Consider the following 24,087-nt stretch of genomic DNA (forward strand, 5'->3'; position numbering starts at 1 on the left):
GTATTGATTGCTTACAAATTCAACATAGGCGTGAATTTATGGACACGCTATAGTGTTTAACATATTTATTTGGGAGAGTGTTATGACTATAGAATTATTAAAACAGTTGCGTACCTCTGTGGCGCTGACTGGCCTACTTGCTGGCGTCCTGACGATTAGTGCTTGTCAGCAACAGTCTGAGACAGAGGCGGGTATAGATGATGGTGCCCATACCGAAGAAACGGTTCCAATGTCAGCTGAACCTGCTGAGCCCAATGAGGTGGTTGTCGATACAGCGGATGCATCGCTTAGTGAAGTACAGGATGATACCGTAGCTTCCGTCAATAGTGGCGTCAATCAAATAGCTTATCTGTGCTCACCTGAGCTAAAAGTTAACGCAACTTATAAAGAAGATGCCAAGCAAGTGGTCATCGCGACAGATACGGGTACTGTGACATTAAGTAAAACCAATGAAGCCAGTAATCCAGAAGTGTTTGAAGTAGCAACAGCTCTTGATGGCAGTGAGGGTTTTACCCAGTGGCGTGTAGCACATGAAGCGCGTGAGACTGGTGTGATGCGTACAGCAGGTGCAGATGCCGCGAATGTCAGCACTTACGAATGTAAGAAAACCTCGTAACAAGTAAGCAATCACGAAAAAAGCAACGTCATCGTTGCTTTTTTTATGCCTAGTTTTGAAGAGTCAGCAAAATTATTTATCAGGAGTGGTGCTAGACTCATGTGCTAAAAATCCCTCTTCCTTCACATCTAATTCTTCATGCTTAAGCTCTACTTGGATACTATCTGTATGGGTATGAGTAGTCTTATTGATATCGATTTCTTGGATAGCATAAGTGTCTTTAGTAATGGTAGCCACTTGACGTGATAAGACAATTTCAATAGGTTCATCACCAATTTCGATCTGTTTACCATTTACGGTAACGACCGCCTTGCTATCTAACGATGGCTCAACATGACGCAAGATATCTTGTTCGTCATAATTACCTGATAATAAGTCCTGACTTTTCGCATCGTGGTATTCAGTGCGAATAGTAATATATTCTTCTACCAACTCAATGGGCACATCAATGGTTTTAGTACGAGCGTGCTTGGTCACCGTTACTTTACCAACATCTAAACGCTCTTTATTGACGACAGGACGCTCTTCTAATAACTCCAAGTGTCCAACATTGTGATTGATACTGTCTATATCATTACTTTTTAAACTGTTACTTCCTATATCATCCACTTGGTTTATTGAAGGATTCTGGTTATTTGATGCTATTTTCTTGTCATGTATGCTCTCTTGTAGAAAGCTGTCTTTCTGGATGCTGTCGTCGTGATTGGTAGTCATCATAATATCCTTATAGTTATAAAATAATGGTTATAAAATATTTAAAAGTCATTTTTGCATATTTTGCCACGTTAGCTTTATCATCTATCACTAAGTATTTTTAATTCTCATAAGTAAAAAAAGACCAGAGACATGCTCTGGTCTTAGTTCACTAAGTAAAAATACCTAGCTGCTTATTACTGTCATGTGTTGCTTGGTATTATTCTATTTAACTTCTTTTAAATAACAGCCAAACAGGATGACGGTTTAGCGTATTACATACCACGAGCACGGCGTACGTCTTCAGCAGTAATACCATCACGGTCAACGATGTTGCCTTCGCGGTCTACTACGTTACCATCGCCATCAATATCTAATTCTTCACGCTGGATGGTCTCAACGATAGTCTCGGTATGACGTTCAGTAGTTTTACCGACGTTTACTTCTTCAGCTACGTAGGTTTCTTTACCAACACGTGCACGTTCCGCTTCTAGTTCAACCTCAATGGTTTGATTACCATCAATATCACCGATATGACGGTCTGTCGGACGATCTACATGGGAGCGCTGGATATTAGCATGTTCTTCTTCTAGTTCAACATCGACATTGCGTTCTTCGGTCACTACATGTTTGCCGACCTTAACCAAACCTGCCACGATGCGATCTTTATTGACAGTCAGACGTTCTTCTAGCAACTCTAGGGTATTTGGCGCGTTATAGTCATGGTCTGCAATCTCCATACGCTCTGCAACTGGAACGCTATCAGCGACAAAGGCTTGACGATCTTTTTGATATTGGTCTTTATAGCTATATTGATAATCGTGGTCATATACTTCCATGGCATCAACTTGCGCCTTGGTCAAGCTATCAAAGAATACATCATCACCAACGATACGTGCCAAACCGGCGGGTACCAATACTTCCTTTGAGCTGAACCAGCCACCAACATCAACAATTAAATAACGAATACGACCAGTAGTATCTTCTACTAAAGCGCCCTCAATTTTGCCGATTTTTTCTTCATTGACGCCATAAGCAGTTTTGCCTGTTGGGTCATAATAGTCATCACCGATTAAATCTTTATGGGTGGCTTGGATATCTTTTAAACGAATTAGTTGGCTCATTGTTGTCTTCCTTTTTTATGAGTTAGTCATTATTAGTTATTTTAAAAACAGTATTTATTTTGAAGATATTAAATTTTTTACTAAAAGTATTCTTATAATAAAATGTGTAGCGAGCCATGTGAGTAGCCTCTACATCGACTTGTTAGTAATCCTAACATCATGATTTTCTATGAGATATATGAACAAGGTAGCAAAGTGTGCGCTTGAAGTAATTGCGTGTAATAGGCTGTAAGTGGCATAACATAGCTGGGGTATAAATGAACGCGTTTTTACAGAGAGCAATATTTGATGTGCTTTAAGAGGTAATAAACACAAAAAAACCGCATAGCAATAAGCAATGCGGTTTTTTGATATTAAGAAAGTTAATAATAAATAAAATTATATATTCATTTTGAGCTTGCTAAATACTTAAAATAATCAATTATTAAGCAAGTTCAATAGCCACAGCAACGGCTTCACCGCCTCCAATACAAAGTGTCGCAACGCCTTTTTTGCCGCCAGTACGCTTGAGAGAGTTGATAAGCGTGATCAAGATACGAGCACCTGAACAGCCTACTGGATGACCGAGTGCACAAGCGCCGCCTTCGACGTTTACTTTAGCATGGTCGATTTTTAGCTCGTCCATCGCCGCCATGGTCACCATCGCAAACGCTTCGTTAATTTCCCACAGGTCAACATCAGCGACTGACCAGCCAGCACTGGTCAATACTTTTTCAATCGCGCCAATCGGAGCAATGGTAAATTCGCTTGGATGACGAGAGTTTGATGCGGTCGCAATGATACGCGCTTGATAATCAAGACCTTCAGCTTTTGCTTGTGATTCTTTCATGACCACAACCGCCGCCGCGCCGTCGGAGATTGAGCTGGCGTTTGCTGCTGTGATAGTGCCATCTTTGGCAAAGGCTGGGCGTAGAGTAGGGATACGCTCAGCATTGGCAAGCGCTGGTTGCTCATCGGTATCGACGGTTTGCTTACCTTTACGGGTTTTAAAAGTCACTGGTGCGATTTCGTCTTTAAAGTGATCGTCTTTGATAGCAGTGAGCGCACGATTTAGTGATTCGATAGCAAACTCATCCATTTGCTCACGGGTATAACCTTTTTCATCGGCCATTTCTTGAGCAAACATACCCATCAGTTTGCCAGTTTCAGCATCTTCTAAACCGTCTAAGAACATGTGATCTTTGACTTCTTTATGTCCCATACGATAGCCGCTACGTGACCCTGGCATGATGTATGGCGCATTGGTCATCGATTCCATGCCACCAGCGACTGCCACATTGAAACTACCAGCCTTGATGCCGTCATGTGCTTGCATGACTGCTTTTAGCCCTGAACCACAAAGCTTGTTAATAGTGACAGCGCCAGTCGCATCAGATAAACCCGCATTACGCATCGCTTGACGTGCAGGGCCTTGACCTAAGCCTGCGGTCAAGATACAGCCCATAATGACTTCGTCAATACTATCGACTGCCACACCTGAGCGTTCGACAGCGGCTTTAATAGCAGCACCGCCAAGTTCAGTTGCGCTCATATCTTTTAGTGCGCCTTGGAAGCCGCCCATTGGGGTACGTGCGCCGTTTAAAATTACAATTGCATCATTTGACATCGTTATTATTCCTTTTTACGTATTTTAAATGAGTTTGTTTGAATTAAAACCAAACGCCGACTAAATAGCATCTATCAGACTCAATAACTGCGTGCTTTATGCTAGCTCATCTAAGCGAATGCGTACTACTTTATCAGTAATGGTATTTAATTTTTCAATTTTTTCGATGGCTAGATTCATCTGACTTTCGACCACGGGCAGTGTCAAGATAATGACGGGAACTTGACCAACTTTGTGCGCAGGTTTTTGTAAAATCGCGTCGATATTGATACCAGCATCGCTTAGGATACGAGTAATATCTGCCAACACACCAGGGCTGTCATAAGCGTGTACGCGCAAATAATAACCCGTAATCATCTGCTCAGCGCGCAATATGGGCGTGTCTGATAGCTGCTCAGGGATAAATGCTAAATGCGGTACATGGTGGCCATGGTTGTTTTGATTACTGTTGCTTTCATCGTTACTGTCTTTGCTACCTAGAACACGAACTAAGTCCATCACATCGGCCATTACCGCAGAAGCGGTTGCCCCAGCCCCAGCGCCATCGCCGCAATATAATGTCTGTCCAAGTGGATGAGAATTGACCAACACCGCATTTTTCACACCATTGACGTTGGCCAGTAACGCATCCTGCGGAATTAGCGTTGGGTGCACGCGTAGTTCGATACCAGAAGCCTCATCATTGCCTTGACCATCACGGCGTACGGCAAAGCCCAAATGCTTGATGCGGTAGCCAAGCTCTTCAGCATAGTTGACGTCTTGCAAGGTGATACCAGTGATGCCTTCACAGTAGACCTTGTCAAATTGCAGCGGAATACCAAAGGCGATAGAGGCGAGTAGTGCCAGTTTATGAGCCGCATCAATACCTTCGACATCAAAAGTTGGGTCTGCTTCTGCATAACCCAATTCCTGTGCTTCACTGAGCACGTCGGCAAACGGGCGACCTTTATCACGCATTTCAGTCATGATAAAGTTGCCAGTACCGTTGATGATGCCAGCCAGCCAATCAATTTTATTGGCAGCGAGTGCTTCGCGCATTACCTTAATGATGGGGATACCGCCTGCGACTGCTGCTTCATAAGCAACATGGACATTATTCTCTTCAGCGAACGCAAAAATCTCATTGCCGTGTTCAGCCAATAGCGCCTTGTTTGCAGTCACCACATGCTTACCATTTTTGATGGCGTGCATGATGACATCTTTTGCTAACGTAGTACCGCCAATCACCTCGATCACGATATCGACATCGTCGCTTGCAGCAGTTGCCATCAAGTCACTGTTTTGCATAATATTGGGATCAATATCATCACGATGACGGCGCGTACCAACTTCGGTAATGATAATGTCGCGTCCGCTACGGCGTTTTAGCTCATTTAAGTTGTCATTGATTAGATTGATCACGCCCGTTCCGACGGTGCCCAGACCAAGTATCGCTAGTTTGATGGAATTACTCACAGTATCCTCAAGAGGTTAAATATAATGACAATGATAACGCTGTCACAGCGTCAAATGCGCATGTGATACTAGCTGTAGTATTTGCATGCATTTTGACAGTCGCAGCTTTATCGATTGCTCATTATAGTTGAATAAAAAATACTCAAATAAAAAGTATGCTGCTGATTTTTCATAGCGCTTTATCGTATCATACCGACAAGCAGTTGTGACGTCTACACAATGTCGCCATCGTCATAGATATCACAAACGCTCAAAACATATAATGAACTCTAGCTAGCGCCGACGGCTTGAGCCAACTGCGCCGCAGGTAGATAGCCACCTACTTGCTGTCCTGCTTCAGTAAAGATAGCGGGAGTACCACGCACACCAAGTTTTGCACCCAATGCCATGTGTTCTTGTACCGGGTTGGCACAGCTAGGGGCTTGTACATTAGCTCCCATTTTTCCTTGATCCATTGCCGCCTTGCGATCTTCACTACACCAAATGGCTTCCATTTTTGGTACCGATTCCTGACTGCGCGGCCATGCCAAATAACGTACTTCGATACCACGTGCATTGATATCACCCATCTCTTCATGCAATTTACGACAATAGCCACAGTCTGCATCGGTAAAGGCATAGACCACTGACTTCGTTTCACCTATTGCTGGATAAATAACCATGTCTTTTTTATCGACGGCTTTTAGTGCTTCTTGTGCGGTACTAGCAACTAAGGCCGCACTGATATCAACGGGCGCAGCCTCGCCAACAGCAATAATCTGACCTTGGATAATGTGTTTGCCAGACTTATCGGTGAAGAAAGAAGGCAGCCCTTCCGCCGTGACCCAATAAATACCATCCATATCTGTTGGTACGGCTGAAATGATATTTTCTTCAATGCCTGACGTATTTAAATTCGCCTGTAACGCCTTTACCACAGCAGCGTCGCTCTCAGCAGATGCTTTACTTGTACTGGTTTTCGCATCGCTACTATTGACGATACTGGTGTTACTGGTCGCATCGGCTGCATTGTTTGAGCAGCCAGCAGCAATCACAACAAGCAGTGCACTCATCATAAAACGAGATAAATTATTTCGAGAAAAGCGGTTAGGGGCAAAGGTGTTTTTTGCAATTGGGAGTGACATATGGGTGTCCTGTAGGCATCGTGCCTAATCATGAAGTCGTTTTAAGAAAAATGATACTGAATTTCTAGATAAAGTAATACGTATCAATACTGTCTTAAAGGGTTAAAATTGAAGGACTTTTTACAATTTACAATTATAAAAGGGAGGTGATAATGTCGCCTATATTAACATATTTATGGTAAATAACAGCCAGAGGCTATATAGCGAGATAAGGTGGTAATAATAGCAGTAGGAATAAGCATTAATTCAAAAAACAAGATACATTTGTACTATTTAATATCGATGCTCGTCCTTGTAGGCTACCGCTAATAACATGATTTTTATAAAAATTCATATAAAGTTATTGATATCAATTATTTTTTTAATCCTTTATTTCAACAAATTTTGCTAAGGAGCACACATGGCAGGTGCCAGTTTATTAACCCTACTTGATGATATCAGTGTGATATTGGATGATGTTTCCGTCATGACCAAAGTCGCTGCCAAAAAAACCGCAGGCGTATTGGGCGATGATTTGGCGCTCAACGCAGAGCAGGTCACAGGTGTTAAAGCCAATCGTGAGCTGCCAGTAGTTTGGGCAGTCGCCAAAGGCTCATTTGTTAATAAACTTATACTAGTACCAGCGGCACTCTTGATTAGTTCCGTTTATCCCCCACTGGTCACTTTTTTATTAATGTGTGGCGGTTTGTTTTTGGTTTATGAGGGCGCTGAGAAAGTCATTCATCGATTTTGGCCACATGCTTTGCCACACGATGAGGAGCAAAATGCACGTCGGCAAGCCAATGCTGATGAGACTATAGATTTGGTCGCTTTTGAAAAAGAAAAAATTAAAGGTGCAGTGCGTACAGATTTTATTCTGTCAGCTGAGATTATCGTGATTGCCTTGGGATCAACGGCAAGTGCTACTTTATTAGAACGAAGCTTGGTGCTTTCTATTTTAGCCATCGGTATTACTATTGGTATTTATGGCTTGGTTGCTGGTATCGTGAAGATAGACGATGCAGGTCTGCATTTAATGGAACAAGAAGGGGCGTTCAAGCAAAAATTAGGCAAGCTGATGTTTGCGGCTGCACCCAAACTCATGAAGTTTTTATCTATCGCTGGCACCTTGGCGATGTTTTTAGTAGGGGGTGGTATCTTAGTACACGGTATTGGCTTCTTACATCATGGAGTGGAGGATATCGCTGATTTAACGGGTATTTTTGAAAGCTTAACGACGACCATATTAAATGGCATCATTGGCTTTATCATTGGTGCTGCGGTCGTTGCTATCTTTACAGTTATTGGAAAAATTAGTGGAAAGGACGACAAAGCGTCATCTGCCCACTAAGCCAATTAAATACGCTTGAGCTTTATATTGCTTGTGATTTTATTTTATAAAAAAGCCCCAAAGTTGCTGACAACTTTGGGGCTTTTGCATTGGGCATTAAACGATTAGCTTTCGCTATCTGAGTCGTCAGCCTCTAGCTTTTCAGCTTGTGTAGGCTTTTTATGCTCCGTTTTAGGCTTACGGCTACGTGCTTTTGGTACTTTTGGCGTGGTCAAATTAAACATGCCAGTCTGTGGCAGCAGTTGTTCAGCCACATTTTCAATCATGTTTTTATAACTGGCTATCGTGGTTTTTGACTTAGCAGCCTGACTGTCATCTTTGCCCGCTTCTTTGGTAGGTTGCTCTACCTTAGGTTCATCTGCGGGCTTAATATTTTCAATGTTAGCCTCTTCAACGTTAGCAGCTTCGCTATCGTCACTTGGCACATCAGTCTTTTCAGCTACTACGCTGTCAGCAATATCAGTGCCTTCATTCAACGGCTCGTTAGTTGCTTCTACAAGTGCTTGCTCTGCTTCTAGTAACTGTTCGCTGTCCGCACTAACAGCATGTGCTTGAGCTTGGTTGGAGAGAGCGTTTGCCTCAACATCATGAGCATCCACATTGTTATCATCATGTTCAATAACCGTTTGCTCAGTATCAGTCGCCTTTTCAGTAGGTAGACTCAACATTGCGGGCTCCTGATAACTAGGATGTTGGCCACGTGGATCGTTGCTAGCACGCTTACCAATGGCGCGTGGTTCAACATCCGTTTTACCTTGTGTTGCCGCAAACTGACTGACTGCTTGTGTCATTGTTTCAAAGCGCGTTAGGTAATCTGCCGCTAATGGCTGATAGCCATAGTTGCTAAAGTCAAAATTGCTGTCCTCAACTTTAGTATCAGCAGTCGGTGTGATATTCGTCTCAACGTTAGCTGGTTTTGCTTGCTGCGTATGTGCTTCGATAGCAGCAATAAAGCAACTGATGACACCGTCATTTTTTAAACGACTCTCTGCATCTGTTAAGGATTTACGAATAAAATCACCAACGGTTCCGCGAATAGCTGATGGGCTTGCCACTGCTGATTCAACTACTTGAGATTGTTGAGTGACTTGCGCTTGCTGACTACGAACGACACGTGGGTCATTGCTAGCCTGACCGAACTTCTCAGCAGTCACATAGCGTTTGGCAAACAATGCTTCGTGCGTTAACGCCAGTGCTGAGTTGGTCTTATCACTTGCGTTGTGACTGTCATTGTCATTGTCATTGGCTTGAACCTTCTTAGCTTCTTCAGACTTACCGGTATCATCAGTAGTATTGTCTTTCTGATGCTGCGACGTCACTGGGGCTTGCTCTACCTCAGTAGTTACTGGCTTTGGACTAGCTGATTGACTGTCCATGTTGCTAGTCGAGGTTGATTGCACTTCTACAGGCTCTTTTTTGTTTTCAGCAACTGGCTCATGTATAGGTGTATCGTTCTGTACCTCAGCTTTAGTAGCATCACCTTTGTCATTATTAACCTGACGCTCTGGTGTTTCTACCGTGCTTTTTTTCTCGTCACTTTTCTTATCAGCGTTCTGAGCACTGGTGTTCTGCTTGTCAGTGTTCTGCTCATTGCTACTATGTTTATTAGCAGGCTGTTGAGCAGTGCGATCTTTTGAGTGCTCATTTTTTGCCGTGTCATGTGCTGAGCTCTGCTTTTCGCTAGACTGAGATTTTGTCTGTGAAGACTTACTGTCATCTAGAGACAAGTGCACGACTTCGGGTGATTTCAGCTCAACGGGTGCTTCATTGACTTGTAGCACGACTTCATTAGGATCTTGATTTCGGCGCGTGTTCGATTGATTTTTGCGGCCGTTCGTACCGGTCGTCGCCTGCTGATTGGGTTGCTTAGTATTTTCAGCTGTTAGTGTCTCACCGCGCTCTAACTTGCCACGTGAGCCGCGTTGGCTATGCGATTTACGCTTTGCGCGAGTTTGCTCATCTGCTGTATTACTGTCTTTATCATCAGCATCATTGCGCTCGTTTGCGTTGTGGCTGCTATCTTGACGACTGCTGTTTTGCTGGTTACTATCTTGACGGTTGTTGCGGTTGCGATCATTCGTGCGTCTGGCATCCTGCTGACGTTTATTTTGATTGTCAGCCTGCTTGTCATCAGTGTTATTTGCCGTATTATTTGAGGCGTTGTTTTCGCTATCGCCGTTTATCTCATTGCTAGACTCTTCTGTCTGATCTTTTCTTTGACGCGGCTTAGATGATCTAGACTTACGCGGCTTACGTCTTCTTCTGTCTTCGTTATTGCTTTCATCAGTGTCGCTGTCATTATTACGGCGTGCTTGCTGACGATTGCCATTGCTATCTGACTGCTGGCTGTCACTCTTTTGCTCATTATTTTGTTGATTCGGCTGCTCACTGCTTGAGGCAGTATTGTTCAACGCATTGCTATCAACTTGACCAAATGAACCCAAGCTTTGCGCGCCAGTGTTTACTAGCGCTTCAATTGCTTCAGCGGCATCTCGGCTACTAACGCTAGGCGTGGTTGTGGCTTGCGGTGCCTGAGCAAATAGGTTCGATAACCAAGCAACGGCTTGTGGTTGAGCAGTGGTCTCGACCTTTTGTGTCTGCGGTGCTACTGGAGCAGCAACGCTAGCGGTTTTGCTGGCTTGCGGTGCCTGCGCAGGTGAAACGTCATTGGTATTTTTATGATTACGACGATCATTACTATGATTGACTGTATCATTTTGCGCTTGCGTAGCTGTGCTTTGCTGCGCATTTGAGCGGCTGTCTTGCTTATTATTACTGTCACCTGACGGTTTACGAGGCTGGCGAGTAGGCTGCTGTTCAGGGCGTTCTTTTTCAGCAGTTTGCCAGTCAACATTGTAGCCAAGATCGCTGTGCTCTTGTTCTTGAGCATCAGTGATACGCTCATAGCTTGATGGGGCAAAGCCATCACGGTTAAAGTGAAGCTTAAAGTTTGGCGATTCTAAATGGGCATGCGGCAAAATAGTGATACGAGTACCACTGTCTTGCTCAAGATAAACCAAGCTATCACGCTTTTCATTCAGCAGGAATGCTGCGATGTCTGTCGGAACTTCTGCTTGTACCTCACCTTGGCGCTCTTTAAGGGCAATTTGTTCAATTTGGCGCATGATTGATAGCGACAATGAGCGCAAATCACGAATCATGCCATTGCCATGGCAGCGTGGGCAAATATAACCAGTTGACTCTTCTAGCGACGGACGCAGACGCTGACGGCTCATTTCCATCAAACCAAACTTAGAAATATCACCAAATTGGACACGTGCACGGTCATATTTGGTGGCATCAATCAGACGTTTTTCTACTTCTTTTTGGTGTTTGTTGTCATTCATATCAATAAAATCAATGACAATCAAGCCACCCATATCACGCAAACGTAGCTGACGAGCAATTTCATCAGCTGCTTCCAAGTTGGTATGGTAAGCAGTCTCAGCAACGTCTGAACCTTTGGTCGACTTGGCTGAGTTGATATCAATAGAGACCAGTGCTTCAGTTTGGTCAATAACGATTGAACCACCTGATGGCAGACGCACTTCGCGCTGATAAGCAGTTTCTATTTGCTTTTCGATATTAAAGCGTGAAAACATCGGCTCATAATCGGTATATTTGCGTAGCTTTTCTGCTTGCTTTGGCATAACCGCATCGATAAAGCCTGCCGCTTCAATATAAGCGTTTTCGTTATCAATCCAAATCTCAGCAATGTCATCACGTAGATAATCACGAACGGCGCGGGTCACGACGCCTGCTTCTTGGTGAACCAAGCGCGGTGACGGATATTTTTGGTTTTGTTCTTGAATGGCTTGCCAGATATTAAGCAAATGGTTTAAATCATGCTGCAAGTCTTCTTGAGTTTTGCCAATACCCGCAGTACGAATAATGACGCTCATACCTTTTGGCAAATCAAGATTGCTTAGCATACGCTTCATGTCTTCACGCAGCTTGCCTGAGATTTGACGTGAGATACCGCCACCACGAGGGTTATTTGGCATTAATACCAGATAGCGACCAGCTAATGAGACATAAGTTGATAGGGCAGCGCCTTTGTTACCGCGCTCTTCTTTTTCGACTTGGACGATTAATTCGTCGCCTTCTTTGATCAGCTTTTTGATGTTTTCGTCACGTGGATTGCCGCTGAGGTATTCAGCAGAGATTTCACGAATCGGTAAAAACCCTTGGCGCTGTGAGCCATATTCAACAAATACAGCTTCGAGCGAGGGCTCGACACGGGTTACATGACCTTTATAGATATTAGATTTTTTTTGTTCACGAGTACGGTTTTCTAAATCGAAATCGTAAAGATGGTTGCCTTTACATAAGGCGACACGAATTTCTTCGTTTTGAGTAGCGTTGATCAAAATGCGTTTCATATTTGTATCCTATGAGTACGCATAACAACGACGAGACGGGCTTTAGAGCGTAATGGCAAGTATGGCTAACATTTAAATTAGCATGAGCAGATTTTAATTAACAATAGAACGTAAATCATGGGTTAAATAAAGCACTTGGGCTTTGTCAATGGCTTGTTTTTTACCTAAAGTCGGTTAGCAATGCTAACGTAAATATAAAATCTATAGGGTGTAAGGCTATCTATTTATATCCTATTATTGATAGGCTTGGTTCAAATATCGATGCGTCAGCATACGGTTCACTTTTATTATCAGTAAGCTCTATTGGTAGTCATGCCAGCTTACTTTGTAAGAGTAGGCGAGGGGCAGTGACGGGATTCAAGATACTGATATTAAAAAGGCGTTGTGCTGCTGCCATTCATCCATCAAAGTCTAGCAATAATATCGCTGTTATAAGTTCCACTATATGAAATGGCAATATTTAGCAATTATTTATTTAGGTAAAGCAATTGGTCACTCTTTATTTATCGTTCTTTCTGGTATAACGTCAATAATATCTTGGGTGTTTTAAGATTAGGTGTCGCGGCTTCGGTTATCAGCGGGGCGTACTTGGCAAACAGAATAAATGACCAAACTATCAGTATGGTGCTGTATTCATATCTTTTTATCGTTATCTGTTTGACCACCAATACTTAGGCAGCTATCGATATACTCCTCGATCCTAATGCTAAACAACCCATACTTGCTCAACTACGCTTGCGTAAAGGACCATCAGATAATTAGTCATTAAATAATGAATAATTATCAAATAAAGTCGTTGTCATGCAGGTTGTGAGTCAATGTAGTGTCATTATCAGTCAATAAACGGGCATTTAGCCAAATTTATCAACGCTGAATTGATGAACACAAAGGTATTTAGTGTCACTATTTATTCTATGATACTGAGTAAAGTCAGTACGATACTTTCATTTTACAATCTACAATTTATGGGGGCATATCTATAAATATCTACAGGTGATATTTCTAAACAGATACTGCGCCCTAAAATCCGATGAAACGTACAATGTTGGCAGGGTATACCGCTAATACCTTTTTTACTAAAAAGTCGTAAAAACGATAATGCGCTATCTAGAACAATAATGATTATTGCTGCAGCCTCTGCTTAATTGTCGCTCAACATGCTAAACTATAGCAAATCTTTCTGTAAATACCTAACTAAAAATGACGAACCCAAAAATGACTGATGACGCACCTACCCATGAAGCCCCTGCTATTTTTAATAGTAAAACACGCCCGCAAAGCGCTGACGATGAAATCAGCAACTTTGGTAAGGTTAATTATCTTGAAGTAACCCGCCATCAACACGATCAGCGCTTGGATAACTTTTTGTTGAACCGTTTAAAAGGGTTGCCAAAGCCGCATATCTATAAAATGATTCGCTCAGATGAAGTACGCGTCAACAACAAACGTTGCAAGGCACACGATAGAGTACAACGTGAAGACGTGGTACGTATCGCGCCAGTGGTACTCGCTACCCGCGAAAAGCCAATCATCAGCACCGAGTTTGCTAAAAGCTTATTGGCACGCGTAGTTTATGAAGACGAAGGTATGCTAGTGTTGAATAAGCCTTCTGGTATTGCCGTTCATGGTGGCAGTGGCTTGGACTTTGGTGTTATCGAAGCCATGCGTGAAGTGACAGGTAAAAAATACCTAGAGCTGGTACATCGCATCGATAAAGACACCTCCGGCTTGTTGATGATTTCTAAAAAACGCTCTGCGCTAAAAGCCTTGCAGCAGCATCTGGTCGATAAAACCATCCAGAAGCACTACCTATGTATCGCCAAAGGTCAGCCGGCATTAAATGAGCAACGTATCGATGCGTCATTGCTACGCTATACGCTGGCTAGTGGTGAGCGCCGCGTCAAAGTGGATGCGCAAGATCCACAAGCGAAAGAAAGCCAGACAGATATTGTCGTTCATGGTCGTTTTACGATTGCCGATCAGCCAGTTAGCCTAATTGAAGCCAAACCACTGACGGGTCGCACCCATCAAATCCGTGTGCATTTGGCTCACATTGGTCACGCTATCTTGGGGGATGATAAATATAATGTGCATGATAAATCAGGCGTTCATCGTTTATGCTTACACGCGTGGCGTTTAGACATTCCAGGCTATGAAACTATTACCGCACCACTACCAGAAGATATGGCAGACTGGTTGCCAGAGCAAATCAAATTGCCTGAATAAGTCGCCAAATAACATTTTTAAGTATCAATTTTAAACGTCACGAACGCTTATTTTTCCTAATAAGTTGCCGTGACGTTTTCATATCTGTATCTACCATTTATTATTGCTATTCGCTAAGGTCTATTTATGAGTGAACAATCTGTCGCTAGTATCTCTACCGCTGCCAAAAGAAATCAGTTATCAGCCAGTCATCGCTTAGCAGATAAGACGCTGATTATTTTTGATTGGGATGGGACGCTGATGGACTCAATCGGCTTAATCGTTGAGTCGATGCATGTGGCAGGGCAGGCGCATGGGTTTGAAACGACTGATAAAGCCGTACAAGACATTATTGGACTGAGCTTAATGAATGGTATTGAGATTCTCTATCCGCAAGCAAATGAGTCACAGAAACTGGCTATTCAGCAAAGCTATGCAGACCACTATATTGCCAATAGTCACCGTACGCCGCTTTTTGCGCCGATAGAAGGTATGTTGCAGACATTACAAGCGCAAGGTAAAAGTCTCGCGGTTGCAACCGGTAAAAAACGAAAGGGCTTAGACCGCGTATTAGATGCTTCAGATAGTCACCATTATTTTGTGATGACCCGCTGTGCCGATGAGGCAGGCTCAAAACCTGATCCGCAGATGCTGAATGATATTTTAGATTATACTGAGCAGCAAATTGCTAATGCTGTTTTTATCGGTGATAGTATCTACGATATTCAAATGGCAACACAACTTGGCATGACCAGCATTGCGGTGAATTATGGTACTGCATCACAAGCAGAGCTCGCCGCGCAGCAACCCACTTATCAGGTTGATACCCCGCAGGCGTTGGCTGAGCTACTATGCGCTTAAATGAAAAGTACTTAAAAAAAGTACTTAAAAAAAGTACTTAAAAAAGTGCTTAAATAAAAATATTTTTAAATGATCATAAAAAAAGGGTTTATCGATAATAACGATAAACCCTTTTTGATTGAAGACTATGATATCTATTTGTTCTCTTTTTGAGAATATTCGTTTTGAGCGCTTTCCTTTTCAATGCTATCTTTTTCAATCGCATCTTCCAACTCAGCGCCTTCTAGTAATGCAAAAGAGGACTCAATAATTTTGTCTGCATCGAGCTGATACTCATACCAGTTGCCCATTACACCAGCCAATTCATCAAGACCTTCTTTTCTTAGTGCTGAAAATAGCTGAATGCTACAGTTCAATCCCAGTTGTTTCAGTCTTTTACGAGTATTCAGTAAGGCATTTTTAGATGCGCCATATTTCAGTTTATCTGCTTTGGTTAGCAAGATATGAACGGGTAGCTCACCATCTTGTGCCCAACGTAGCATTTGCTCATCAAAGAACTTCAAGGGATGACGAATGTCAGTCATGAGCACCAAACCTGCCAAGCTTGAGCGCGATACCAAGTATTCTTCTAGCTCAACCTGCCATTCTTTTTTCATCTCAAGCGGTACGGCTGCATAGCCATAACCTGGCAAATCTACCAAACGTCTATCAGCATCACCAATACTAAAAAAGTTAATCATCTGCGTACGACCAGGTGTTTTGGAAGAGCGTGCCAGTTGGCGCTGGTTGGTCAATGCATTAATAGCCGAAGATTTACCTGCGTTTGAGCGTCCTGCAAAGGCAACTTCTAAGCCCATATCGGGTGGGCAGAGACGAAAAGTAGGCGCTGACATCATAAACTCAGTTTGCTGAATTTTTTGACGAGATTTAGTGTTGAACAATGCATGTTCGGCGGCGACATCAGTAAACGGGGTACTCATAAATGGCTCATTAATCTTTAAGAAATTGGATACGGTTGTAAAATTTTAATCAACTGGTTGTCGAGAAGACGGTGCATTAGACAAAAAAGCTGTACGAAATTATTCATCATAACTTTCAATGTTTATTGGTCATAAATACAGTCGTTTCAAGTCATCGACTATTCTATACTATTACTTATCTTACTTATTGAAATAACTATGATTAGCATCATATAAATGACAGAATACCATTAAAATAACCCATCGTTAGAGCAAGTTATCGACTTTATTCATGCGTTACCAAAGCCAAACTATATTTATCTATATTTATACGACATACATTGTTACAATATTTAATAAGATATACTGAACGAACGACGTTTAACAGCAAGATTGATTAAACGAGAGAAGCATCAAAAGGAGGTGTTCTATGGTTTCAATCAATGCACTTTTCAGCCAGATCTACCGATTTTTAATAGGTAGCGGAGCGGTATCACTGCTAATAAGTAGTGTCATCATGACTAGCGCTAATGCTGCTGATATTGCAACCAGCTATGATAACTCATGTGCCGCCTGTCACGATAGTGGGGCGCTGAACGCCATCAAAAAAGGTGATAGTGCCAAATGGCAACAGCTTATAAAACAAAAAAGCATGCCGACCCTGATTAATTCCGTCAAAAGTGGTATGACACAGATGCCAGCTGGTGGTCTTTGTAACAGTTGTAGTGACGATGATTATCGCAAGTTGATTGAGTACATGAGTAAATGAGACGCTGACCGATAAAGTAAAACAGTATAAAACAACTTAAAAAAGCGCTGGGTTTTTTAACCTTTACGTGCTTTTTGTTTTTTGTCAGCATACGGGCTTATGTGTTAGAAAAACTGATGGATGTGACGATTAAGTAGGCAAATGCTACAAAGTCTTGCTATAATAATCGAAAATAAACCCTGATGTTAGTAAGTACTTTCAGACTGCTTGTGGCCAAGACCTTAAAACATATACCTACCTAACCAATAGTAAGGTGGTTTATACGAGGTATCTTATCAGTGCAATCACTCTAAATAATGCTTACGCCGAGCTAGTAGGATTTGTATCAATGAAAAAGTTAATCGCTGCTGCCAGCTTATGCGTTGCAAGTTTCAGCGTACAAGCTGCTATTATTGTTCCTGAGTACGACGTCAATGCCGGTAAGCAAATTGCAGAAACGGTTTGTGCGGCTTGTCATGGTGTTGATGGTGTCAGCATTGTCCCTGCGCAGCCGAATTTGGGTGGCCAAAACGTAAAATACCTTTACAAACAGTTGGTCAACTTTAAAGCTGGCTATCGCAAGAACGGCATTATGCAATCGCAAGTTGCAAACTTATCGCAGCAAGACCTAGCCAATGTGGCCGGTTATTATGCTAGCCAAGCGCCTTGGGGCGTTGGATTTGGTAATCCTGCGACCAACCAAGAAGCCACTAAGCTATTCTTGGGTGGTGATAAGTCACGTGGCGTTATTGGCTGTGCCGGTTGTCATGGGCCAGACGCTGCAGGTAACACTTGGGCGGCATTTCCAAAATTAGGCGGACAGCATGCTCAGTACATTGCTACTCAGCTAAAACTCTTCCGTGCTGCTGGACGTGTTGATGATATTGATAGCGATGATCAAAAACGAGTCAATGATGCCGCGAAAGAAGGCGAAATGGGTATGATGCAGACAGTCGCGTCGAAACTATCTGATCGTGATATTCGTATCTTGTCAGACTATATCAGTGCTATTCACTAATTCGTTGGTGTCAGTTACGAGTACGTAACTAAGACTACTGAGCGCTCGACTATATATTCGTTATTATTTCATTCTTAAACCCCGATTTCGGGGTTTTTTTATAACTGTTCATCCCTTATATTATAGAGACCATATAGTCATTCCATTATAAAAGAGTTGCCGCATTAACCTCGCTTGAAGTATTGGACGTATATTTGCTTCTGGTTACCTTGTGCTTCTTTTAAATTGAATCGACTATATAAAATAAAACTGCTTACAGAGGCCTATCGTTGCTCTGTATCATGATAAATTATCGTTATTCACTTTATACCAAACCCACAGAGTATGATTAGCTGTGTCAAACTTGTTTCGTCTACAATGTATAGTACTGACACTCGTTTTCCTAGCTATTCTCATTTTTGTGAAAGGTATTAGATCGTTTGGATTTAGATTATGATGATCCGTTATGCTTCTTATTTTATCGCGGCACTGCTACCGTTACTGCTATTTCGTTGGTTTGCACCAGCATCCATTGGTGAGATCGACTTTTGGCTACTCTGGCTATTGGCAATGGTATTGGTATCTTTGCCCGTTGTTTATGCGGAAATTGCTTTAGCCTATCGTAGTGTCGATGCGCCATTAGCAGGGATGCAAAAACTCACTCGCGAAGCGGATGCCAGTCCAATATGGCGTAGTTTTGGTTGGCTCGCCGCGCTGGTCTCTGTTATGATCGCAGCGTTAGTTATCTCAGGCGCGAGCACAGGTGTTTTAGCTGCATTGACGGAGCTTAATAGTGCTCCTGCTATACCAAGCTTTGCGATCGCTGCGGGCCTGATGGTCATTGCTGTTTTACTGAGTTTATTGGGCGTTGCACCATTACCGATTGGCTTGGGGTTAATGGTGATAGGTTTGTTGCTGGGCGTGGCAAATGGCCTACCCAATATTGACTTTGCGATGACTGATATCAGCTTAAATGAATGGGCACGTGCAGTCGCGTTAGCGTTGGTTAGTGTGGGTGCAGGTACAGGTTTATACTGGTTTGGTCAAAATTTGGTAACCAACCAAGTGGCAACAGCGGTAGACACGGACAATATCAATGCGCAAAAACCTGCTCGCAGTCGTGCGACGAGTGAGTATCGTGCAACCAAATTGGTGCTCCCGATTTGGATATTACAATTGATCGTTGGGGTCGTTGCTTTATCTACTAGTGGCATGGCGCTGCCACCAATTGGACAGCTATCGTATTGGATAGGGGTGTTATTTGTCGCCAGCTATTTGCTGCATTATAGTACCCAGCAATTAGCGCACAAGTTTGGACTGCTGGTCAGTGTAGTATTGACCTTTGTCTTGGCGCTTTTGTTAGTCGTTATCGTACCAACTGTTTGGCTGGTCGGACTCTTAGTGATTATTAGCAGCATAGCGGTATTATTTCTGTCTATCTTTGCGGGTTGGCAGATGAAAATTAGTCACCTACGTAAGTCATTAAATTTTGGCAATGAAGCGTTTTATAACTTATGGCGAATAGCGATTCGTTTGATTGTGCCACTAGCACTGTTATTGGCATTGATAGGTTGGGTGATGCAGTGGTTGAGTTAACTGCTAATGGCGTTCAATCTGATAATAATTGTGCGCCGTCATCTGAGCAGACCATGCCAATGACTGTTTATTTGGCATATGCCGAAGATGCAAAGCGTCAGCATTATTTAACCCTACAAGTTAATCATGAAACGAGTTTGTATGCGGCGCTGATGCAGGCAGGATGGCTGGTAAAATTTCCAGCGTTAGCACGTTGGTGTGAGCAAGTGGTAGACATTACCACGCCAACGGCGAAGCGTTGGCATGTGGGTATTTATGCACAAAAACAGCCGCTTAGCTATCGCTTGCAGCCTTTTGATCGTATCGAAGTATATCGCAGCTTAAGCGCTGATCCTATGTCTCAGCGCAAGAGTAAATCTCGAGTTTAAGCGATGTTCATCCATCTATCATCAAAGCCAATTGACGCTCTTGATTATGATGCAGGTAGGCTTTCAATACCTTCAATACGATTGACCAAACCATTATCATCAAAGTAGATAATTAAGTGCTGGCTGGCATTTTTGACATCAGCGATACCCTTGCGGCTACCTTCTGTCCCTGCTTGATAATCATAAATATAATCCCAGCGCTTAGGTTCTAATGTGTCTCTAATAGCTGGGCTACCAAGGATATAAAGGACTTGGTTTTGATTCATACCCAATTGCAGTTTTTGCGCTTGTGCTTGAGTGATGGCAGTGCCTTGTGGCAAATCAATCTTATAAACACTCAATAATGAGCAGCCAGACATAGCGACAGTAGCGCTAAGCATACTGGTGATGACAATCTTGCGTAATACGCTTGCAGGGCTTAACGGACGAAAAGTTAATGTCTTTATCATGGTAAGATGACTCATAAGAAATGAATTAGGTGCAGCCAGAAGTTGTTAATGCTAGTCTGGCCGACAATCTTGGACAAATGATACGTCATTTACTTGCAATTTCCTACCACTTACGACATTATTTACCAAATGCTACCTGAGTCATATTATTATTTATATTTTAAATTCATAGGCTTGCGTTAGTATTGTTATAGAAAATAACAGGCTTGGAAATGAGGCTAAATCAGCCAGTCAGCTGTTATTAAAATGTTTCATATACTATAAAAAATAATCATTAACGATTGTTTATCTCATATTTTTGGTTCTTTATTTGCTAAGACTGTCACAGTCAGAAGGGATATTATGGCTTCTTTTACCAATCAAGATTTACGTAAAGCGGGATTAAAAGTCACGTTACCTCGCATCAAGATTTTAGAGCTGCTGGAGAGTGCAGAGTTGCATCATATGAGTGCTGAAGAGGTTTATAAGGCACTGATAGAACAAGGTGAGGATGTGGGTTTAGCGACTGTTTACCGAGTGCTCACGCAGTTTGAGCAAGCTGGAATCGTTGAGCGCCATAATTTTGAAAATAATTTGTCCGTGTTCGAGATTACCCAAGAAGGGCATCATGACCATCTGGTTTGTGATGTTTGTGGCAAGATTATAGAATTTCATAACGAAGTCATCGAAGAAGAGCAACTTAAAGTCGCAGAAAAGCACGGATTTAAGTTATCAGGTCATTCATTGGTGCTATACGGTATTTGTAATGACCAAGCGTGTCAGGATAGTATCAAGTAACTTTTTTGGTTAGTGAGCATGCTCTGTATTTGATATTATTTTTAGTGCCTTATCGTCATGTATAAAATAAGAAAGCCCTCATATTAATATGAGGGCTTTCTTAGAAATTTTTCTGGCAAAAATAAATAATAATGCTCAAAAGCCGTACTTAACTGATATCTAATGATAAGTTATCCGCACCTTCATCCAGATTGGCTGTGCCATTTTTACTGCTAAGTTTGATTTTGAGACGCAAATCATTAGGAGAGTCAGCATGAAGAATCGCTTCTTTATACGTGATTTCTCCTTGTTCATATAAGTCAAAAAGCGCCTGATCAAAGGTTTGCATGCCACTATCCCGCGATCGTGTCATGACATCTTTGATTTCATGAACCTCGCCTTTACGGATATAGTCACTAATCAGCTGTGAATTTAACAAAATTTCGATAGCCGCACGGCGTCCTTTACCATCAGGGGTTGGAATGAGCTGCTGCGCAATAATGGCTTGCAAGTTGAGCGACAAATCCATGAATAACTGATTGTGGCGACTGGTTTCAAAAAAGTGAATAATACGGTCAATCGCTTGGTTGGCGTTGTTGGCGTGCAAGGTCGCAAATACCAAATGCCCTGTTTCTGCATATTGAATGGCGTAGCTCATTACCTCACGGTTACGAATCTCACCAATCAAGATAACATCAGGTGCTTGGCGCAAAGTGTTTTTTAGCCCTGCCTCAAATGAATGGGTATCGATACCAACTTCACGCTGGGTAATAATACAACCACGATGTTTATGGACAAACTCGATAGGATCTTCGATGGTAATGATGTGACCATGCGAGTTTTGATTACGATGCCCGATCATAGAAGCAAGGGTCGTCGATTTACCCGTACCTGTTGCACCCACTAGCAGAATGATACCGCGTTTTTTCATTGCCAGCTCTTTTAGCGATGGCGGCAAACGCAGCTCCTCGACAGTCGGAATTTTATTCTCAATTTTCCGTAAAATCATCCCTGCCATATCACGCTGTATAAAGGCACTGACACGAAAACGTGCTTGCTGTGCTTCATCAGCAATAGCAAATTGGCACTCGTTGGTTTCTTCAAACTCTTTTTGCTGGTTTGGTGTCATGACGCCTTTGACCAGTCGCATGGTTTGCTCAGCAGTTAAAGGCGTTTTACCGACAGGTAAAATTTTGCCATTTACTTTCATGGAGGGCGCTACATCAGCGGTAATAAAAAGGTCCGAGCCATTTTTATTGATCATTAACTGCAATAGTTTATCAATGTCCATATCGTACCTGCATTCGATGTAAATCGATTAAAAAAGTATTTAAAATCATGTTTTAAAAATCGCTAATAATAACCAGTAGCAATAAAAGTAGGGCATATCATGACTCATGAATGTTTGTATTATTGACTCACACATCAGTCATTATAAGGCAGTGACGCACGATTAATAATATTACAAAAATGCCTCAGGCTGTTTGGCGTAAGGGCGGGCTACGTCTTTACTAATGGTGCCTTTTGCTACTAAGTTTTTGAGCGTTTGATCCAGAGTAATCATACCTTCACCCGCACCTGTTTGGATAGCAGAGTACATTTGAGCGATTTTATTCTCACGTATCAAGTTACGGATAGCGGGTGTGCCGAGCATGATTTCATGTGCTGCTACACGTCCGCCTGCTTGACGACGCAAAAGCGTTTGTGAGATAACGGCTTGTAGTGACTCTGATAGCATTGCTCGAATCATGTCTTTTTCTGCGGCGGGGAATACATCAATGACACGGTCAATGGTTTTAGCGGCTGAACTGGTGTGTAGGGTGCCAAATACTAAGTGACCAGTCTCTGCTGCTGTCAATGCTAATCGAATGGTCTCAAGGTCACGTAGCTCACCGACCAAAATCACATCGGGATCCTCACGTAGCGCAGAGCGCAATGCAGGCTCGAAACCCAAGGTGTCACGATGTACTTCACGCTGGTTAATCAGACTTTTCTTGGAGTCGTGGACAAATTCAATCGGATCTTCAATGGTCAAAATATGTTCTTTACGGCTTTCATTGATATAGTCAATCATGGCAGCCAGCGTTGTTGATTTACCCGAACCAGTTGGGCCTGTGACCAACACCACGCCACGCTTAAAGTCTGACACACGTTTAAACACATCACCCATGCCGAGGTCTTCCATTGTCAAAACTTTGGAAGGAATAGTACGAAATACAGCACCTGCACCGCGATTTTGATTGAATGCATTTACCCGAAAACGTGCTAGGTTAGGAATCTCAAAAGAGAAATCCGTCTCATAAAATTCTTCAAAGTCAGCACGCTGTTTATCGTTCATGATGTCATAAATAAGCTGATGCACAACCTGATGAGTCATCTCTGGCATATTAATACGAGTCATTTCACCATCAACACGTATCATTGCTGGCATACCGGCTGAAATATGTAAATCCGATGCTTTATGCTTAACCGTGAAGCGTAGCAAGTCTTCGATACTTAAATTGTTTTTTTCAGCCATAATCGGATATTCCTATCAATCAATAAGGGTAGGACAAAAGAGCAAAAAAGGGGAGTGATTACCAATCGATAAACGATCTAATTAAAGTCGGTCACGTCAATAAAGGAGTAGCGACAGTCTTTACCATTACTATTATATTCAGTAGCATATGTTAAACCATGTAACAATATAATAACAAGACTACTGACAATTAACCATCTACTACCGCAAGAAAATGTAAAATTAGTCATTATGAGTGTCGATTTAAGATTGATGCTTATCGAGTTTTTCTACATTAAAAGACACTTATAAAAAGTTTAACCATAATTAATAAAAGCCCATTATAGAAGTCATGAAAAGTGACTGATTAAAAAATGGATT

At 42.4% G+C, this 24,087-nt stretch carries 19 protein-coding genes; 9 read left to right on the forward strand and 10 right to left on the reverse strand.

The window, feature by feature from the left end; genetic code table 11:
• Positions 1-82: 82 nt before the first annotated feature.
• Entirely contained in the window at positions 83-616 is a 534-nt protein-coding gene (locus tag JMX93_RS07790; RefSeq protein ID WP_193011269.1) for a hypothetical protein, read from the forward strand.
• A 72-nt stretch (positions 617-688) separates the two neighbouring features.
• Here the strand turns inward: JMX93_RS07790 and JMX93_RS07795 are convergent, their stop codons facing one another.
• The 5 genes from JMX93_RS07795 to JMX93_RS07815 form a co-directional block, all read right to left on the reverse strand.
• Positions 689-1,333: a YsnF/AvaK domain-containing protein gene (locus JMX93_RS07795; protein WP_499204384.1), complete on the reverse strand. Its 645-nt coding sequence runs from the start codon at positions 1,331-1,333 to the stop codon at positions 689-691.
• Between the two features lie 251 nt (positions 1,334-1,584).
• Entirely contained in the window at positions 1,585-2,433 is an 849-nt protein-coding gene (locus tag JMX93_RS07800; RefSeq protein ID WP_443214890.1) for a DUF2382 domain-containing protein, read from the reverse strand.
• Between the two features lie 424 nt (positions 2,434-2,857).
• Positions 2,858-4,039, reverse strand: a complete 1,182-nt coding sequence (locus JMX93_RS07805) for a thiolase family protein (protein WP_499204385.1) — start codon at positions 4,037-4,039, stop codon at positions 2,858-2,860.
• 96 nt (positions 4,040-4,135) lie between these two features.
• A complete protein-coding gene (locus JMX93_RS07810) occupies positions 4,136-5,494 on the reverse strand; it encodes a homoserine dehydrogenase (protein ID WP_198332560.1) in 1,359 nt (452 codons plus the stop codon).
• A gap of 269 nt (positions 5,495-5,763) precedes the next feature.
• Positions 5,764-6,618 carry a DsbC family protein gene (locus JMX93_RS07815; protein ID WP_499204386.1) on the reverse strand — a complete coding sequence of 285 codons (855 nt, stop codon included), beginning with the start codon at positions 6,616-6,618 and terminating at the stop codon, positions 5,764-5,766.
• A gap of 400 nt (positions 6,619-7,018) precedes the next feature.
• On the opposite strand from JMX93_RS07815, the gene JMX93_RS07820 reads away from it, so the two are divergent.
• Positions 7,019-7,948: a DUF808 domain-containing protein gene (locus tag JMX93_RS07820; protein ID WP_499204387.1), complete on the forward strand. Its 930-nt coding sequence runs from the start codon at positions 7,019-7,021 to the stop codon at positions 7,946-7,948.
• 104 nt (positions 7,949-8,052) lie between these two features.
• Here the strand turns inward: JMX93_RS07820 and JMX93_RS07825 are convergent, their stop codons facing one another.
• Entirely contained in the window at positions 8,053-12,330 is a 4,278-nt protein-coding gene (locus JMX93_RS07825) for an Rne/Rng family ribonuclease (protein WP_499204388.1), read from the reverse strand.
• 1,215 nt (positions 12,331-13,545) lie between these two features.
• Between JMX93_RS07825 and JMX93_RS07830 the strand changes: the two genes are divergently transcribed.
• A complete protein-coding gene (locus JMX93_RS07830; RefSeq protein WP_193011261.1) occupies positions 13,546-14,556 on the forward strand; it encodes an RluA family pseudouridine synthase in 1,011 nt (336 codons plus the stop codon).
• A 126-nt stretch (positions 14,557-14,682) separates the two neighbouring features.
• Positions 14,683-15,396 (forward strand): HAD family hydrolase, encoded by a 714-nt coding sequence (locus JMX93_RS07835; protein WP_499204389.1) that lies wholly within the window; start codon positions 14,683-14,685, stop codon positions 15,394-15,396.
• 134 nt (positions 15,397-15,530) lie between these two features.
• Here the strand turns inward: JMX93_RS07835 and yihA are convergent, their stop codons facing one another.
• Positions 15,531-16,316 (reverse strand): ribosome biogenesis GTP-binding protein YihA/YsxC, encoded by a 786-nt coding sequence (gene yihA / locus JMX93_RS07840; RefSeq protein ID WP_198332555.1) that lies wholly within the window; start codon positions 16,314-16,316, stop codon positions 15,531-15,533.
• Between the two features lie 496 nt (positions 16,317-16,812).
• On the opposite strand from yihA, the gene JMX93_RS07845 reads away from it, so the two are divergent.
• From JMX93_RS07845 to JMX93_RS07860, 4 genes are all read left to right on the forward strand, one after another.
• Entirely contained in the window at positions 16,813-17,064 is a 252-nt protein-coding gene (locus tag JMX93_RS07845; protein ID WP_443214882.1) for a c-type cytochrome, read from the forward strand.
• A gap of 328 nt (positions 17,065-17,392) precedes the next feature.
• Positions 17,393-18,061: a c-type cytochrome gene (locus JMX93_RS07850; RefSeq protein ID WP_443214881.1), complete on the forward strand. Its 669-nt coding sequence runs from the start codon at positions 17,393-17,395 to the stop codon at positions 18,059-18,061.
• 432 nt (positions 18,062-18,493) lie between these two features.
• Positions 18,494-19,636: a hypothetical protein gene (locus tag JMX93_RS07855; RefSeq protein WP_443214880.1), complete on the forward strand. Its 1,143-nt coding sequence runs from the start codon at positions 18,494-18,496 to the stop codon at positions 19,634-19,636.
• Positions 19,624-20,004 (forward strand): RnfH family protein, encoded by a 381-nt coding sequence (locus tag JMX93_RS07860; RefSeq protein WP_287045562.1) that lies wholly within the window; start codon positions 19,624-19,626, stop codon positions 20,002-20,004. The genes JMX93_RS07855 and JMX93_RS07860 overlap by 13 nt, the downstream gene beginning before the upstream one ends.
• Before the next feature lie 44 nt (positions 20,005-20,048).
• On the opposite strand, the gene JMX93_RS07865 is transcribed toward JMX93_RS07860, so the two are convergent.
• On the reverse strand, positions 20,049-20,468 hold the full coding sequence (locus JMX93_RS07865) for an outer membrane protein assembly factor BamE (protein WP_193011255.1): 420 nt from the start codon (positions 20,466-20,468) through the stop codon (positions 20,049-20,051).
• Between the two features lie 327 nt (positions 20,469-20,795).
• On the opposite strand from JMX93_RS07865, the gene fur reads away from it, so the two are divergent.
• Positions 20,796-21,230 carry a ferric iron uptake transcriptional regulator gene (fur, locus tag JMX93_RS07870; RefSeq protein WP_193011254.1) on the forward strand — a complete coding sequence of 145 codons (435 nt, stop codon included), beginning with the start codon at positions 20,796-20,798 and terminating at the stop codon, positions 21,228-21,230.
• Between the two features lie 148 nt (positions 21,231-21,378).
• Here fur and JMX93_RS07875 read toward each other — a convergent pair whose 3' ends face one another.
• Positions 21,379-22,500 (reverse strand): PilT/PilU family type 4a pilus ATPase, encoded by a 1,122-nt coding sequence (locus tag JMX93_RS07875; protein WP_193011253.1) that lies wholly within the window; start codon positions 22,498-22,500, stop codon positions 21,379-21,381.
• 171 nt (positions 22,501-22,671) lie between these two features.
• Complete coding sequence (locus tag JMX93_RS07880) at positions 22,672-23,727, reverse strand: type IV pilus twitching motility protein PilT (RefSeq protein ID WP_045443495.1); 1,056 nt, start codon at positions 23,725-23,727, stop codon at positions 22,672-22,674.
• Positions 23,728-24,087 lie beyond the last annotated feature (360 nt).

Origin of the sequence: Psychrobacter muriicola 2pS, assembly GCF_904846535.1 — a bacterium.
GTDB lineage: Bacteria > Pseudomonadota > Gammaproteobacteria > Pseudomonadales > Moraxellaceae > Psychrobacter > Psychrobacter aquimaris.

Bases quoted from the DNA above. Each gene is read 5' to 3' on its own strand.
- JMX93_RS07790 (WP_193011269.1), top strand. From the start codon at position 83: ATGACTATAGAATTATTAAAACAGTTGCGTACCTCTGTGGCGCTGACT.
- JMX93_RS07795 (WP_499204384.1), bottom strand. From the start codon at position 1,333: ATGATGACTACCAATCACGACGACAGCATCCAGAAAGACAGCTTTCTA.
- JMX93_RS07800 (WP_443214890.1), bottom strand. From the start codon at position 2,433: ATGAGCCAACTAATTCGTTTAAAAGATATCCAAGCCACCCATAAAGAT.
- JMX93_RS07805 (WP_499204385.1), bottom strand. From the start codon at position 4,039: ATGTCAAATGATGCAATTGTAATTTTAAACGGCGCACGTACCCCAATG.
- JMX93_RS07815 (WP_499204386.1), bottom strand. From the start codon at position 6,618: ATGTCACTCCCAATTGCAAAAAACACCTTTGCCCCTAACCGCTTTTCT.
- JMX93_RS07820 (WP_499204387.1), top strand. From the start codon at position 7,019: ATGGCAGGTGCCAGTTTATTAACCCTACTTGATGATATCAGTGTGATA.
- JMX93_RS07825 (WP_499204388.1), bottom strand. From the start codon at position 12,330: ATGAAACGCATTTTGATCAACGCTACTCAAAACGAAGAAATTCGTGTC.
- JMX93_RS07830 (WP_193011261.1), top strand. From the start codon at position 13,546: ATGACTGATGACGCACCTACCCATGAAGCCCCTGCTATTTTTAATAGT.
- JMX93_RS07835 (WP_499204389.1), top strand. From the start codon at position 14,683: ATGAGTGAACAATCTGTCGCTAGTATCTCTACCGCTGCCAAAAGAAAT.
- yihA (WP_198332555.1), bottom strand. From the start codon at position 16,316: ATGAGTACCCCGTTTACTGATGTCGCCGCCGAACATGCATTGTTCAAC.
- JMX93_RS07845 (WP_443214882.1), top strand. From the start codon at position 16,813: ATGACTAGCGCTAATGCTGCTGATATTGCAACCAGCTATGATAACTCA.
- JMX93_RS07850 (WP_443214881.1), top strand. From the start codon at position 17,393: ATGAAAAAGTTAATCGCTGCTGCCAGCTTATGCGTTGCAAGTTTCAGC.
- JMX93_RS07855 (WP_443214880.1), top strand. From the start codon at position 18,494: ATGATGATCCGTTATGCTTCTTATTTTATCGCGGCACTGCTACCGTTA.
- JMX93_RS07865 (WP_193011255.1), bottom strand. From the start codon at position 20,468: ATGAGTCATCTTACCATGATAAAGACATTAACTTTTCGTCCGTTAAGC.
- fur (WP_193011254.1), top strand. From the start codon at position 20,796: ATGGCTTCTTTTACCAATCAAGATTTACGTAAAGCGGGATTAAAAGTC.
- JMX93_RS07875 (WP_193011253.1), bottom strand. From the start codon at position 22,500: ATGGACATTGATAAACTATTGCAGTTAATGATCAATAAAAATGGCTCG.
- JMX93_RS07880 (WP_045443495.1), bottom strand. From the start codon at position 23,727: ATGGCTGAAAAAAACAATTTAAGTATCGAAGACTTGCTACGCTTCACG.